This window comes from Cognatundibacterium aquatile, from assembly GCF_014699135.1.
In the GTDB taxonomy this organism is placed as follows: domain Bacteria; phylum Pseudomonadota; class Gammaproteobacteria; order Burkholderiales; family Burkholderiaceae_D; genus Undibacterium; species Undibacterium aquatile.
Genome location: NZ_JACOFT010000002.1, coordinates 740,361 through 753,579 on the forward strand (window position 1 = coordinate 740,361; position 13,219 = coordinate 753,579).

17 protein-coding genes are annotated in these 13,219 nt (G+C 47.4%); all 17 read right to left on the reverse strand.

Annotation, left to right across the window (positions count from 1 at the left end; translation table 11 throughout):
* Positions 1–2,901 carry a hypothetical protein gene (locus tag H8K26_RS07725; protein WP_190478537.1) on the reverse strand — a complete coding sequence of 967 codons (2,901 nt, stop codon included), beginning with the start codon at positions 2,899–2,901 and terminating at the stop codon, positions 1–3.
* A gap of 63 nt (positions 2,902–2,964) precedes the next feature.
* On the reverse strand, positions 2,965–3,252 hold the full coding sequence (locus tag H8K26_RS07730; RefSeq protein WP_223826887.1) for a phage tail assembly protein T: 288 nt from the start codon (positions 3,250–3,252) through the stop codon (positions 2,965–2,967).
* 74 nt (positions 3,253–3,326) lie between these two features.
* The gene (locus H8K26_RS07735) at positions 3,327–3,653 is read right to left on the reverse strand and encodes a hypothetical protein (RefSeq protein WP_190478541.1); all 327 of its coding nucleotides are present in this window, start codon (positions 3,651–3,653) and stop codon (positions 3,327–3,329) included.
* A gap of 29 nt (positions 3,654–3,682) precedes the next feature.
* Entirely contained in the window at positions 3,683–4,348 is a 666-nt protein-coding gene (locus H8K26_RS07740; protein WP_190478543.1) for a phage tail protein, read from the reverse strand.
* Positions 4,349–4,418: 70 nt separating this feature from the next.
* Positions 4,419–4,778, reverse strand: a complete 360-nt coding sequence (locus H8K26_RS07745) for a DUF3168 domain-containing protein (protein ID WP_190478545.1) — start codon at positions 4,776–4,778, stop codon at positions 4,419–4,421.
* On the reverse strand, positions 4,768–5,157 hold the full coding sequence (locus H8K26_RS07750; RefSeq protein ID WP_190478547.1) for an HK97-gp10 family putative phage morphogenesis protein: 390 nt from the start codon (positions 5,155–5,157) through the stop codon (positions 4,768–4,770). The genes H8K26_RS07745 and H8K26_RS07750 overlap by 11 nt, the downstream gene beginning before the upstream one ends.
* Positions 5,147–5,473, reverse strand: a complete 327-nt coding sequence (locus H8K26_RS07755; protein ID WP_190478550.1) for a phage head closure protein — start codon at positions 5,471–5,473, stop codon at positions 5,147–5,149. Before H8K26_RS07755 ends, H8K26_RS07750 begins: the two co-directional genes overlap by 11 nt.
* Positions 5,474–5,758 (reverse strand): head-tail connector protein, encoded by a 285-nt coding sequence (locus H8K26_RS07760; RefSeq protein WP_190478552.1) that lies wholly within the window; start codon positions 5,756–5,758, stop codon positions 5,474–5,476.
* Between the two features lie 2 nt (positions 5,759–5,760).
* On the reverse strand, positions 5,761–6,156 hold the full coding sequence (locus H8K26_RS07765; protein ID WP_190478553.1) for a hypothetical protein: 396 nt from the start codon (positions 6,154–6,156) through the stop codon (positions 5,761–5,763).
* A gap of 78 nt (positions 6,157–6,234) precedes the next feature.
* Positions 6,235–7,404, reverse strand: a complete 1,170-nt coding sequence (locus H8K26_RS07770; RefSeq protein ID WP_190478555.1) for a phage major capsid protein — start codon at positions 7,402–7,404, stop codon at positions 6,235–6,237.
* Positions 7,405–7,412: 8 nt separating this feature from the next.
* Positions 7,413–8,087 (reverse strand): HK97 family phage prohead protease, encoded by a 675-nt coding sequence (locus tag H8K26_RS07775; protein WP_190478557.1) that lies wholly within the window; start codon positions 8,085–8,087, stop codon positions 7,413–7,415.
* Positions 8,084–9,376 carry a phage portal protein gene (locus H8K26_RS07780; protein ID WP_190478559.1) on the reverse strand — a complete coding sequence of 431 codons (1,293 nt, stop codon included), beginning with the start codon at positions 9,374–9,376 and terminating at the stop codon, positions 8,084–8,086. Before H8K26_RS07780 ends, H8K26_RS07775 begins: the two co-directional genes overlap by 4 nt.
* Positions 9,373–11,061 carry a terminase large subunit gene (locus tag H8K26_RS07785; protein WP_223826888.1) on the reverse strand — a complete coding sequence of 563 codons (1,689 nt, stop codon included), beginning with the start codon at positions 11,059–11,061 and terminating at the stop codon, positions 9,373–9,375. The genes H8K26_RS07780 and H8K26_RS07785 overlap by 4 nt, the downstream gene beginning before the upstream one ends.
* A gap of 11 nt (positions 11,062–11,072) precedes the next feature.
* Positions 11,073–11,627 carry a hypothetical protein gene (locus tag H8K26_RS17690; protein ID WP_223826889.1) on the reverse strand — a complete coding sequence of 185 codons (555 nt, stop codon included), beginning with the start codon at positions 11,625–11,627 and terminating at the stop codon, positions 11,073–11,075.
* Positions 11,628–11,689: 62 nt separating this feature from the next.
* Positions 11,690–12,115: an HNH endonuclease gene (locus H8K26_RS17945; protein ID WP_317889258.1), complete on the reverse strand. Its 426-nt coding sequence runs from the start codon at positions 12,113–12,115 to the stop codon at positions 11,690–11,692.
* A gap of 129 nt (positions 12,116–12,244) precedes the next feature.
* Positions 12,245–12,802, reverse strand: coding sequence for a hypothetical protein (locus tag H8K26_RS07795; protein ID WP_190478565.1), 558 nt, complete (start codon positions 12,800–12,802; stop codon positions 12,245–12,247).
* The gene (locus tag H8K26_RS07800) at positions 12,795–13,106 is read right to left on the reverse strand and encodes a hypothetical protein (protein ID WP_190478568.1); all 312 of its coding nucleotides are present in this window, start codon (positions 13,104–13,106) and stop codon (positions 12,795–12,797) included. Before H8K26_RS07800 ends, H8K26_RS07795 begins: the two co-directional genes overlap by 8 nt.
* Between the last annotated feature and the right edge of the window lie 113 nt (positions 13,107–13,219).

Genomic DNA, 13,219 nt, shown 5'->3' on the forward strand with positions numbered 1-13,219 from the left:
TTATGCCTGCCCGTTTTTCATTTTCCAGATCAAACCGCCTTGTCGCATCGACTGAGCAATACCCTGCTGTACCAGGTTATTCACCATATCTGCCAACTGGGTAGCTGCACCTGTAGGACTGCTGCCAGTTGTCGATGTTTGCGCTGATGCCGGGCGATCTGAATACACATTAATGGTTGTATGAACAGCGATAGGCCCCGCTTCTGATGACTGCTGAGACGTATTGCTATTTTTTGCCAGACCACGGATGACATTACTTTCATCCTTCGGCAATACCATTTCTTCCTCATGTAATTGTGTTAATGGGTTCACACCAGCCGGGATATCAAACCCTCCCCTTGCCGATGGGACACTTAAAGCGGCAGCGGCAGTAGCAGTTCCAGCGAAGCCTTCACCAACAGCGGTCGCAGCAGCAGCGGCAGCGGGTGCAAGGCCGGGGCCGACAACAGGGATCGCTGCTGTCGATGCGAATGCATTCAATGCCGCCATCGCTACCATCGCCTGCGATTGCGCAGTGATCGTCGCCACATACGCACCAGCGGCAACTTTATCCATTAAGAACTTCTGAATCTGCATCTTGATAAAGCCTTGGATAAATGAGTCTGCAATACTGACTGCAACATTTCTCAGACTTTCACCAAGATTTTTTCCCTGCAATATGAAATGCGAAATACTTGAAGTAACGCCATCCGTTGCGGTCGTGATCGCATCGGCAGTCATTTTTGATGTCTTTTGCTGATTGGATAAAATTGACTGATTCGATGCCAGCCAAAACCCAGTTACTTGCGCTGCTGATGTTTTTTCATTTTGCAAAATCAACGCTGTTGCTTCTTGCTTTCGCTTTTGATCATTTTGCAATGCGTTAATCATTGCTTCCTGATGCCGCCGCGATTCCGCTTCCAACATGCGATTGGCCGCCGTTTCGTTGTAATACTGTGCTTCACGAAACGCCTGTATTTTCGATGCGCGACTGGAAAACAGTTTTTCTTCAGCCTCAGCATTGGTCAGTAAACTACGCTGGATCAAGCTGTTTTCATTTTCCAGCTCGATATACGATTGCATGACCTGATTGTTAAGAGCCATTTCATCTGCAGCACGCTTTTTCTTTGCTTCGATGATTTTATTTTTGCCTTCTTCTACTTCTTTTTCGTGCCCCTCAATTTTCTTGTGTGCGTCGATGTATTCGTTAGCAGCTGCAATCTCTGCTTTATATGCTGTCTCAATCGCCAATTTTGCCTCGGCAATTGATCGATTTCGTGCACTGTAATACTCTTCGGCACTTAACTGATCGCTGTTGTAATACTGCTTTAAAAACTGCTCGCGAGATTGCAGCACTGCCTTTTCAGATGAGATGAGTGCTTCCTGCTCTTTCAGCTTTCCTTCTAAGATAGCCTTAGCAACATCCTTACCTATCGCGTGAGTATTTTCATCTTTCGATTCCGGCGCTGGTGTCCAGGCTTTACCTTTCCTTGCCTGCTCGATACCGACTTCATTGCGACCGTCAAAACCCCATGCCATACGCATCGCATCGGCGTTATGGCGAGCCTGAGAGACAATATTGTCACCGGCAACGCCAATTCTGTTTTTCGCATCATCCCAACCGGCGATCAGAGCATCTTTTGCACCAGAGAAATCGCCGGTCACCAACTTAACGCCCGCTACAGCAACGCCAGAAATGATAGACCCGACAGCCGATAAACTGGCGATTACAGACTCTGAAACCATGTACGCGACAGTTTTTAATCCATAAAGCAGTGATGTAATCGTCGCCATCGAATAGCGAAACGCATTTACTGCCTTCGGAAACCCATCGTGAAAAAACTCTGCTAGATCCGTCAGAATCGGCATGACCTGATCAGCCCACGCACGCTTGAAACCTTGCGCAGTCAGATCTGATTCACGATTGAAATCGCGCATCGCATCTTCGTAGCGCTTGACTGCTTCTTGCGTCTCAGCGCCTATGCCGAGGTTGTAATCATTTAAGCGCTGCCTTGCCTCTTCTATTTTTTCAGATGAGACTGATACGGCTGCTGCAACTGCTGCGGCACTACCTAAGCCAATGGCTTGCGCAGCCTGATTTCTATCCCACCCTTGCGTGTAGCTGTTAATGACCTCATTGGCATTCTTGATCGTTTCATTCAGCGGTAATAAATTACCTTTGGCATCTTTGTATTTGACGCCGAGCCGATCTAACTCATCGGTGTTTCCACGGACTGCTGTCTCTGCATCTTTAAAAACGCCCACATAATCGCTTTTATTCACACCCATTGCTGCAATGGCTGCATTTGTCGCTGTCGCCTGCAGCTCAGTCTGATGCAGAGATTCTTGTATCTCTTTAACCTGTTTATTTGCCTCAATGAGCGCATCGATACTTTCGCTCTTATAACTATCGCCGGTAATCAGACCGACAATAAAATCCATTGATCCGGAAATGACTTTATACGCTGCGTATACAGCCCCTAAGCCGACTGCAGTGAACACCGCGCCGACGGCAACCCCGATCACCGCTGCCTTTGCTTTGGAGTATGCGGCAAAACCGTCCCAGGCTTTCTCTGCCGCGACGATGCCAACACCAACGCCGGTTCCGATTCCCTCTGCAATTTTCTCGCCCATCGATTTAAAGTCGGCATCATTTGCAGCATTAGTAAGCTGAGTGATTGCCGCCTCAGATTCTTCAGCGCTTTGCATGATGCTATCGTTTGCAGCTTCCATGCTAGACCCCATGGATAGTGCTGCCTTACGCATATTGTCAGATGCTTGCAATAAATTCTTTTGGAATTCGTTCACAGCCTCAGATGATGCAAACATCGACGATGTTGCTGACTTTGATGCGATATCCATTGAGGTTGTCAAACCACTGACATCTGCACTCACTTTGATCGATAGATTACCAAGTGACATATTTCACCTCAAAAAAAAAGCCACCAGGTAAGGTGGCTTAGAATAATTCTCTACTACGCAATTTTATGGCGGCAATGGTTTTGATCTTTGCGCGGCCAGAGCCTCTGCAGCAAATATTAACTTCCACTCTTCACAGGTTTTTCCGTCAATTTTTGGATCGACTGCAGGTTGTTTCGCTTTATCGAAAAGCATAAAGTCTTTAATCTCATACGGATCAGGCCGAACTTCTTTATTTCGATTAATGTTCGCAAGTATCGATAATGCGTGCGCGTGCATAATGTCTTGCGGACGCAATCCCCACGGCTCCATCAAGTAAAACTCTTGCCATCCCAGATACTCTGGAAGAGGCATTCTATTTATCTGACCAATGGTCTTACCAAGCGCGAGCGCCAGTCTGTATTTAAACTGGCGGTCGTGGTCATCGCTTAGTTTTTTACCGTAGCTTCTTTATAAAAGCCATTCAGTTTAAGCACTTCGGTAATGAGAGAGTCAATCGGTGCATTTGCCGATTTTTTCAATGCCGGAATGTCTTTGGTGTTAAAAATCGCTTTGCCTTTATCATCCACGACAGAAAGAACAAGCATTTCAAATCGAAACTGAGCGTTATCGCCATGCTCTTTCAGAATGGCACGAATCGAATCAGTTTCTTCTGTGTCCAACTGTTTGACAATTACATCACCAAAACCGTCAACCGGAACCAGTTTTGTCTTAGGCAAGATTGCGTTAAATAACGCCTTTTTATCAAATGTCATTTGAATTACTCCCTTCATTCAAGATAGGTTTATTTGTTGTCGATTGTGATTTCGCCGGAGATCTTGATCGTGACGGAAATCTCTGCCTTGCTATCCGTTTTCAGATCCGGGCCTGCGTACTTAGTTACAAAGCCTGAAAATGAAATCACTGTGTCATTTACCTTTCCAGGAATAACAATCTGATACGGCGAAGTAATACCGTCATTCATATCGGCACGCACTAAACCCTGCACTGCGCCATTGATAAAGTTTGCTGATATTTCGCACGTCCCATTGTCTTGTAAGCCAGCGACAAACTCTTTTGCTTTAGACAAGAGATGTGTTGTATCGATAGCCGATACACTGATGCCGCCCAGTTTGATGCTGGATGACTCTTCAAACAACGCGTATGCGACGTTATGAGCCGTATAAGTTCCGACGACCGATGCATCACCGCCAGGTGCAATCAGCGCAGCAAATGTATAGGTCGTTGCATTCGGAACGGTCGCAATAACAAACTGGCCGTTGTATGCAGATGGCGTGGCACCAGAATGGGTAACAATAGAACCGGCTACCAATCCATGCGCGGTTGCAGTGGTGACGGTTACCGTTGAACCTACTGCTGTCATCGTGCTAATGACCTTTGAAATAACAGCGGCCATTGCACCACGTTGTAAATAGCTGCCTTGTGCGCGTATTGCTTGTGACTGAGACATATTTGCTCCTATAAATAAAAAAACCCGCCGAAGCGGGTTGAGAAATGTTTTTAACTACTAATTCATACAGCTAATCGTAAAACCACAGCGAAAAATCCTGCCAGTAACGAAACAGTTTTGTGTCAGGTTCGTATGTTCCCCCTTCGATTAAATGTACGGCTCCGAGTATTGGTGAATCCAAAATTGCATCACGAACTGCTTTTCGCAACTGGCTGGCCTGAATTACATCTGGAGAATACACATCGATCTGAAATCGCGGATTTGCGAGGCCACTATCCCCTTGCAAACTTGAACTGCGCTTACCTACCGGCTCCGACCAGACAATATAGGGAGCCGCATCATTGGGGCCTGCAACATAAGGACGAATAGGTAGTGCAGAAAGCTGTGGAGATGCATTCAGCGCAGTAAAAAGAGCTTCTTCAATCAGCATATTTGTTAATCACTCCTAATATCCCATTTGTCAGATGATCTTTAACCGGCTCTGCAGCGGCAGCTACACCAGGTCGGAAGAACGGCTCAGCTGGCATTTTTGACGTGCCGAACTCTTTGAAAATTGCATAGTGTTCTACGCCATCCTGACCACTATGTTCGACTTGCACCGTTGCACTGACAGTTGATTTTGCATGCGCAGATGTTGTATCGATTGCGCTAATCAGAGCTCCGGTGCTGACAGGAGCGCGACTTTGTATTTCTTTCTCAATAATTTCAGCAGACTCTAATACCAGGTTCGGTAAGGCCGCTTCAAGATCATTAATCAACCCAGCGAACGATGAATTTAATTCGCCTAATCCTTGAATATCACCCATCATTCGCCCCCTTTTTACACATCAATGTCATCCAGCGCCGATCTTTCGATTTTAGTATTGCCTCGATATCGTAAATACTTCCATCATCATTGATGACGCGCATTGCTGGCGATAATCGGACATCACTACGAACTTTGATCGATGATGCAATCGAATTTTTAGTAGCACCGGACGCAATGTACTGGTTGCCAGATAAATCAAGTACAGATGCCCAGCACGTAAATACACGCTGCCACACAAGCAGCGGCTGGCCTACTGAACTACTACCTGAAACCAGTTGCTGCACTTCTACAAAGCTATCCAGCTCTTCTGATCGCATTTACACTCCCATTCCGACCCGGTAAGGTTGGAGCAAATTACAAAATGCCAGAGAATGAATATCCTCTGGCGCATCGTATAGCGCTCGCAGCTCAAGCAAAATCGCGGCATATACTGCGTCGGGAACATCTACATCAACACCAGCCTCATCTTTCCAAGGAATCGGACGGTTAATAAAATTAGATGCTGACTCAATTGACGCCTTGAGTAATCGCTGAATTTTTGCGTCATCTTCACTGTTTGCGCGAAGATCCTGCCGCGCCTCTTCTAGCGTTGGTACTGGCATACTTACTCGCTTTGGATGCCAGATGCAGAATCACTCTGCGAATCATTAGCAGTGTTTGCTCCGTTGCCAAACTCTGGATCTGTCATATCAGCTGATGAACTTTCAGCAGTTTTTGTAACATCTTCCGCAGTAGTTATCGTATTGGCTGCCGCCGTCTGGTCAATCGACTTATTTGCAGCGGTTTTTTTTGAAGGGGAAGTGGCTGACTTCGGCGCAGATTTAGCCGGGCTTTTTTCTTTGCCTTCTGAACTACCGTCATCTTGGTCTTCAAAACGAACTAAGCCATTTTTTCCGAGATCAGATAATGCCGCCTCAGATAATCCGGTAACGATGTCTCCCTCGTTCACATCGACATGATTGTGAATAAAGGAATGAAGTGCAATTGCAACTTTTTTCATGTCTTTCTCCTGAAAAATCCAGACCAGATTTACTGTGCCTGGTCTGGATTTTATTTACATCAATAAAGCAAGAATAAATTACACAGGTGTCACTTTGCCTTTAACGAAGGCTTCAGGACGGTAGACGGCCATCGCCAAACGCTCTTCCGCTAAGATTGTCACCAGGTTGTTGACGAAATCATCTTCATTCTCTGTCGCTACGGTAACTTGCGCTTGCTGACGATCAAATAACTGCGCACCAAGCTGGAAAGCACCAACTAAGAAATTATCAACAGTCATTGCTTGCGTCGTAACTACCGGACGGCCCCACAATGCTGGCTGCGCTAACGATTGTGGATTGGCAAAAACATACGCGCCGGTGCTATCTTTCAGCAACTCAATGCCAGCCCAGTCTATCGGGTTCAATACGATGCCGGTAGACGGGTATTCAGCCAGCTCAGCTTGCAGCAATGCCAGGCGTAAGATATCGATACGCGTCGCATTGGCAATGACCAGCGGTGCAGCGTAGGCTGTTGCCTGAGTGTGGATGCCGTGAAGATTATTACCGACACCAGAACCTTTTAACAATTGAGCCTCTTCTACAAGACCGAGGCCATAACGCAATTTCACGTCAATCAACGATTGCAATTGAGGAAAGTCCGAAAGGATTTCTGTCGATGCTTTAATGAAGTGCGGAATCTTAACAACCGGTGCTTGTTTCAGATCATACGTAATACTTGACTCTGGCTTACGCGCACCTTCTGCCGTGGTTGCTGCAGCATTGGTAAAGCCACTTTCTTGCAGATACTGCACAAGATTGGAACCAGTGCGACCAGGAGAGATCAGGTCGCGAATAGTCAAGCGACGTTGTGCAGACGTCTGCACACCAGGTAAGCGGTCAGGTGCCACGCCATCACCAGCGCTGGCCGCTAAACTAGTGATGGCTTTTACTTGGAATGAAAAACTGCTCTTCGAGTTGCGATTTTCGATGTATTTTTTAAATTCTTCAGAGTCAATCAGCTGTTCACCGATACTCTTTTGCTGATTATTTCCGTCTGGATTCCCATTGCGAACTGCTTTTTGCTCGACTTCTGTCAGGCGAGCTTGTAACTCGCCTTGCTTTACCAGCAGCTCATCAACGGTCGACTTTGTTTCTTTTGTCATGTCGCCCGCTTTTTTGGCTTCTGCCAGTGCTTTTTCACCGTGTTCTTTCACTTGATCACTGATTTTTTTCAGTTCCAGTGCGATTTCTGTGTTTTCGTCTGCCATGATTGATCCTATATAGAAAGTTTAAAATTCTGCAACACTGATAGTGCATCGCTGTTTTTGCCACCGGACTCACTCCGGGAAAGCAGTTCTTTCAAGCCCTTGCTCGCGATAATGGTGGCTTGAGATTTCGAATATCCTGACTCTCTCAGGAAATCCTCGAATTGGGATAACGTAGGTAAATTGCCCTGCGCCAGAATGGATTTAACGCTTTCGATTTGCGCTTCAACGTTAGCTGCGAACGTAACAGGGCTAATTTCCTGTAAATCCAGCTTAATCAACGTTCTAACACCGGTCTTTTCGTTCCAACTGTCTTCCAGCACGTAATAGCCGATGGACAGCCCCTTAACGACACGCCGCTTCATCAAAGCGTGAACCTCCGCAGCACGTGGAATCTGGTTCACGAGTAACCAACCTTCGACTCTCAGACCATGTGAATCTTCCTGCAATATGTCGTAGCCACCAATCGGCTCATATGGCCGGTGGTTCCATAGGGCAGGCAATGGATCGCCTGATGCCTTGATTGCGGCGATACTCTCTTTAAACGCACCGGGAGCGACGATTTCTTTGTAAGAATCGATATTGCCAAAGACCGAGCCATAACCAGTAAAAGTGCCATCTTCATTAACGACATCGGTCTTGAAAGCAAATTGCTTATGCTGAATACCTTTATTCTTGTGTTTCATTCGTTTCCTTTCGGTGATTGGTTTAGCCAGGCATTAAGCGCATCTTTTGCCGCTGCAGAGTCCGTTTTTTGCCCTAAGAGATCGATGGGCATCATGTTTGATTGCACGGTTAACACAGCGGCATTTCCGCCCATTGGCGGGCGATTTTCTAAGATGCGGCAATCGTCGCGAGTAAAGATGCCGTTCTGTGTCATTGCTGAGTAAAACGATGCCCGTGCCGCACTATCAGCGCGTAGCAAGCCTTCCATGGCGAATTCTGAGAAGTAGCGGTTACGCTCTACTGGATTAAGCAGGCTTTTGCGCACACCTTGCTCAATACGAACGCACCATGGGCGCAGAACAAACGTGAGAAAGGCAATCATTTGCTGCTCTATACCAGTACCCCAAGTCGTTGATTTTTCAGCGTGACCAACCATGAACGGTGGAACACGGAACCAGCGACAGATTTCTTCAACGTTGAATTGGCGGCTACTCAGCAATTGAGCATCAGCTGGGTTAAACGTCAGTTGATGGAACCCGGCACCTTTTTCCAGCACCATGACGCCGCCAGTTTTTGATACTTTATCGACGTGCTTACGTATGTCTTCGCGCTGATCTGGCTTTAACACACTATCCATCGTCACAATGCCAGGTGAGCGCATGGCGTCTTTAAATGTTTCAGCGCTGGCGCGATCAGTCGCCATAGCTGAACCAAACACATTAGCGCCGTAAGCGATGGGAGAAATGCCACTGATGCCGTCTACACTGAATGCGGGTAAATGCATCATGTCGGATTCAAGAATCTGTCTGCGCGTTCCATCTGGATTGGTGTACCAAAATTCGATTTCACCAGCACGATTTCGTCGTGGGCGCTGCATTTTTTCCGGCAACAGAAAATCAAGTGCAACAATGCGTGTACCGATGCGACGAATCTCAATATATGCCGCGCCCCAAAGCAACATAGAAGCCAGCACAACTTCCCAGAAGGTGACCGCACTCATATCCGCATTTGGCTGACTATGCAAAATTTCATACAGCGGATGGCTCACTGCCGTTTTACGCGTTCCATCCGGGAGTTTTTCAAAAAACCCGAGTGGCAATGTTGAGATCGTTTCCGCAATCAGCCGGACACATGCCATCGCTGTACTGAGTTGCAACGCCGAATCAACTGTTACGCGCTGGCCTGACCAGTTCGACCCGCTAAGCCAAGCGTCCCAAAACTCTCCATTGGTAAGTGAAATCGGCACTCCGAGCCATTGCAGGACGCTGGCCTTGATGCGTCCTATCGGTTTTTGTTTTGTCTGTGTCATGTGATGATCGGATTATGTAAAAATTCGTCAAGACTACTTTCGCTAACAGCTGCTGCACGTGATAGCGCCATGACGGTCGCGACAATGCCGTCGATACGCCCGTTGTCGTTCGACTTCTTTTTGTCAGGTCGGTAATTGCCATTGGTATCGAAGAGAAGCGCTACGTTCATTGCACACCAGCGCAGCACTGGATTGCCGCTATGCTGAAACTGCTTGCTATAGACCAGCTCTTCAAGTTTTTTACTACCCGGATACATGCCGCCAGTGTTTTGAGGCACTTCGACTAGCGGCACATTCATATCAAGCAGCTCGTTCGCTAGTTGCAAGGCATTCCAACGATCAAAGCCAATTTCCTTGACTTCGTATTGCTGCATCGCTCGTAGAATCTGCAACTTCACTTGGTTGTAGTCGGTTACATTTCCCTCTGTTCCGATCAGCCATCCTTCTTTCTGCCATCGTTTATACGGGGCGGCGTCGTCATGCTCTTGTGTGTCTATTTTTTCTTGAGGACACCAAAACCATACCAATACATACCATTCGCCACCCTCTTGATCGGGTGGGAAAACGAGCGAAAATGCGGTCAAATCGCGAGTTGATGCGAGGTCAAGACCGCCATAACAGAGACGACCGCGTAGCATTTCGGGATCAAACTTCTTACTACCCTTGTCCCAAACATTTACGCTGAACCAGCCATCAGCGCTGTTACACCAGATATTCAAATCCTTGGTCAGAAAATTAACCAGCGCACCGGGTAAAGCAGCTGCTTTTAGCGCCATTCCGCGCATGTATTCCAGCGTCTTTGACTTACCTAGCCCCGGATTGGCTTTAATCCAGTTGGATTCGTCAAACGGGTCATCGCCGTCATCCAGCGTGTAGATATAACCAAAAAATGCATCGTTGATTCGCTTGCCTTCGAGAACAGAGATCAGGTACGACCGTACCTCTGTACAAATACCGTCAAGAATGAAACCAGCAGTGGTGATCGCCGAGAGCAAAGGCTCAAAACGCGCACCCAGCGCTGATTCCATTACGTCCCATACATCGCGAGTCTTTTGCGCATGCAGCTCATCGAACAAAATTGCCGATGGGTTAAGTCCATCAAGGTTTTCTGCATTTGCTGGCAATGGTGCAAAGATCGACGTGTCGCATTCGACTTTTTCCTGATTCAAACCACCAAAGACTTTGAATGATCTGGCAATGCCAGGAGATCGGCGCACCCAGCGCTTGATATTGTCAAATGCTGGTTTAAAAACAGTCATTGCTTGTGATCGCGTTGTCGCTACTGCATAGACCTCAGCGCCAATCTCACCAGCCATTGAAAATAGATATGCCCCTTGTGGCCCTTTCCATGTCGACTTACCATTTTTACGAGCGACTTCTTCATACCCACGTGAGAACCGGCGACCACCATCAGCTCGCCGCCAGCCATAGAGAACCGCCGTCCAAAATCTTTGCCATGGGTCAAGCAAAATTGGCTTTCCTGCCAGCGGTCCTTTGATGTGAACGAAAAAAGTTTCAATGTAGTTGATGACGTGCCAGCCATGATCAGGAACAAATTTCAATCCGCGCTTATGGCCGTGAATCAGATCATCATAGTGACGCTTGACCGCTAAGTAGACTAGACGACCGGTGAGGATATCGCCCCGCAATACCGGCAGACCGTACTCGATATCCCACTGGTGCAACTCGGGCGGCGTTAGTTGAGCGACCTTTTTTGCGGAGAGGACATGGCGTGGTTTACGAGATCGCTGAACAGATCGTCTTGTCCGCCCCTTTCCCCCGTGTCCTTCCTTACTCTGGCCAGTGACGGTATCGTCAGGCATGCTTTCGGTAGCCATTGGCCAAGCTCCATTTTTAATCGTTTCTCATCTTCAGCCCACGGCGTTGGCGTTGCCCAGCCGGTCTTTGAAACTTGCGAACGACCTTTTCTCTCACATTCTTCAGACGCTTTGATCCAATCGACGAACGTTCTGACAATGACTCCAATCGAAATACCAGCAGTTAAATGCTCAATGCCAGCCTCACGTAACGACTGGCAGATGTAGTCATACACTTGCTGCTCGCGATCTTTTAATTCAATGATTGGCGGTGGATCTGGCGACGTAATGTCGGCACCAGATCCACTGACTGAATTACCGCCAACAGCTGGCAATTCAGTCATGAAATTTGGTTTTGTATTCATGGGAATAGATATTTGAGTAAAAGTACAGACGCTGATGTAAACCCCCGGGGGGTAGTTTTCGCTTTCCATAAATTTCTAGGTAAGCTGACGGTTTCCGCTCGCGCATTTTTAGACTTTTGACCCACCCCACCCTACTTACGAGATGGATATCTACTGCGCTGTGCCTCTGCCAAACTCTTTAGCTCATGACATGGATCACATAGTCCTTGCTCATTCGTCTCATCATCACGCCCTCCATCACAAAGCGGAACAATATGATCGCGTTGAGTAGCAGGATTGATTTTTCCATTACGCTTACACTCGGCACAAAGTGGCTCGCGGGCGAATAGCGCTTCACGCATTCTTTGTAAGCGGCGTCCGGTAATTCGTTTTGTTATGTCTGGTCGTTTAACCCACGCTGGCTTGACATGCTCGTCACAGCGACCAGCCCCATCGCTTACCAACTTGCAACAACCAACAACAGAACACTTCTTAGGAGCAGATCTAGGCATATAACTCCAGACGTGCAGACGTATGCACAAAGCACAAAAAGAAATGCCCGCAATGCGGCTAAACATTGCGGGCAAGGGCGACGTACACGCCGGGGCTAGAGACCAAAACAAAAAGCCCCGAAGACGAAAGTCCGCAGGGCTATATTTTTGCTGGACGTGCAAACTCAGCCTTTTGAGCTGAGTATTACGGCACGGTTATCCGGCAAATGAATTTAAATTGTCAACGCGAATTATATCTGGCTTTTTTTGAGATTCAAGTATTTGTTTCATACTGGCCTTTGCACGCCACAAAATCAACGTCAGATTTTGACGCCCACGCAAGCGTAACTGTCGACGGATATATTCATCTTTGTGCCGATCAATGTACCGCATTTGCATCGCTTTCTTTTGTTGCGCATCGCCTAACCGCGCCCATGCAGATTCAATCAATAATGCATCTTCATGCATTAGCTCAGACCATGCCTGTTCCTCAATTTGCTGCATGACTGTTTTCTCTTCGATTAACCCACGCAGCAAAAACTCGCGCCGACGTTCTGCATTACGTATCTCATAAAATCGTTTTGCCCAAAACGTTGATGCAGCAGCAGAACCATCTGCAGGCCGATTCAAACAACGCCCCCAATTCTCTAAGCGCTTTTCAAACTCATAGTCGCGTGTACCGATTTCAGAGCGGCCAGATGTAACTGCCTTATTCTCTACGTACCCATCTGCATTCAACTTACAAACCAATATCTGTGACCAATCCTTACGCATACTTCGCCTCTCTCAAAATTTTACGCAACGCTCTCGCCCGCTCCCTTGCCTCTTCGTGGTCCTGCTCATCCCGCACTTCAATTTCAATCCCTACGCTGTTTGCAAACTCTGTCGCATCAATCATCCACTGCGGATCGCGCCTGCTGCATCGATCTGATTCATCCCAGCAAATCACCGATGTCGACGCGGTATCTGGTGTCCCAAACGTCCGATGATTTTCCATTGCAAAGAAATATCCACTCTCCCCCGCAATCGCTTTTCTCAGCATGTCATTCACAGCATCCTTGCCCAACTGTTCACGCATACGATCTATCCGGCGCGCAGTCACTGGCATCAACGTTCTAAGCGTCGTCATTTCGACCCCCTATCCGTCATTAACAGTGCTTTGCAGATAAAACCGATTACCCTGATACGCTG

Excerpts from the sequence above, each read along its gene's own strand:
- H8K26_RS07795 (WP_190478565.1), bottom strand. The coding sequence starts at position 12,802 with ATGCGTAAGGATTGGTCACAGATATTGGTTTGTAAGTTGAATGCAGAT.
- H8K26_RS07730 (WP_223826887.1), bottom strand. The coding sequence starts at position 3,252 with ATGCCTCTTCCAGAGTATCTGGGATGGCAAGAGTTTTACTTGATGGAG.
- H8K26_RS07780 (WP_190478559.1), bottom strand. The coding sequence starts at position 9,376 with ATGACACAGACAAAACAAAAACCGATAGGACGCATCAAGGCCAGCGTC.
- H8K26_RS17945 (WP_317889258.1), bottom strand. The coding sequence starts at position 12,115 with ATGTTTAGCCGCATTGCGGGCATTTCTTTTTGTGCTTTGTGCATACGT.
- H8K26_RS07770 (WP_190478555.1), bottom strand. The coding sequence starts at position 7,404 with ATGGCAGACGAAAACACAGAAATCGCACTGGAACTGAAAAAAATCAGT.
- H8K26_RS07775 (WP_190478557.1), bottom strand. The coding sequence starts at position 8,087 with ATGAAACACAAGAATAAAGGTATTCAGCATAAGCAATTTGCTTTCAAG.
- H8K26_RS07735 (WP_190478541.1), bottom strand. The coding sequence starts at position 3,653 with ATGACATTTGATAAAAAGGCGTTATTTAACGCAATCTTGCCTAAGACA.
- H8K26_RS07760 (WP_190478552.1), bottom strand. The coding sequence starts at position 5,758 with ATGCCAGTACCAACGCTAGAAGAGGCGCGGCAGGATCTTCGCGCAAAC.
- H8K26_RS07740 (WP_190478543.1), bottom strand. The coding sequence starts at position 4,348 with ATGTCTCAGTCACAAGCAATACGCGCACAAGGCAGCTATTTACAACGT.
- H8K26_RS07750 (WP_190478547.1), bottom strand. The coding sequence starts at position 5,157 with ATGATGGGTGATATTCAAGGATTAGGCGAATTAAATTCATCGTTCGCT.
- H8K26_RS07755 (WP_190478550.1), bottom strand. The coding sequence starts at position 5,473 with ATGCGATCAGAAGAGCTGGATAGCTTTGTAGAAGTGCAGCAACTGGTT.
- H8K26_RS07725 (WP_190478537.1), bottom strand. The coding sequence starts at position 2,901 with ATGTCACTTGGTAATCTATCGATCAAAGTGAGTGCAGATGTCAGTGGT.
- H8K26_RS07800 (WP_190478568.1), bottom strand. The coding sequence starts at position 13,106 with ATGCGTGAACAGTTGGGCAAGGATGCTGTGAATGACATGCTGAGAAAA.
- H8K26_RS07765 (WP_190478553.1), bottom strand. The coding sequence starts at position 6,156 with ATGAAAAAAGTTGCAATTGCACTTCATTCCTTTATTCACAATCATGTC.
- H8K26_RS17690 (WP_223826889.1), bottom strand. The coding sequence starts at position 11,627 with ATGGAAAGCGAAAACTACCCCCCGGGGGTTTACATCAGCGTCTGTACT.
- H8K26_RS07745 (WP_190478545.1), bottom strand. The coding sequence starts at position 4,778 with ATGCTGATTGAAGAAGCTCTTTTTACTGCGCTGAATGCATCTCCACAG.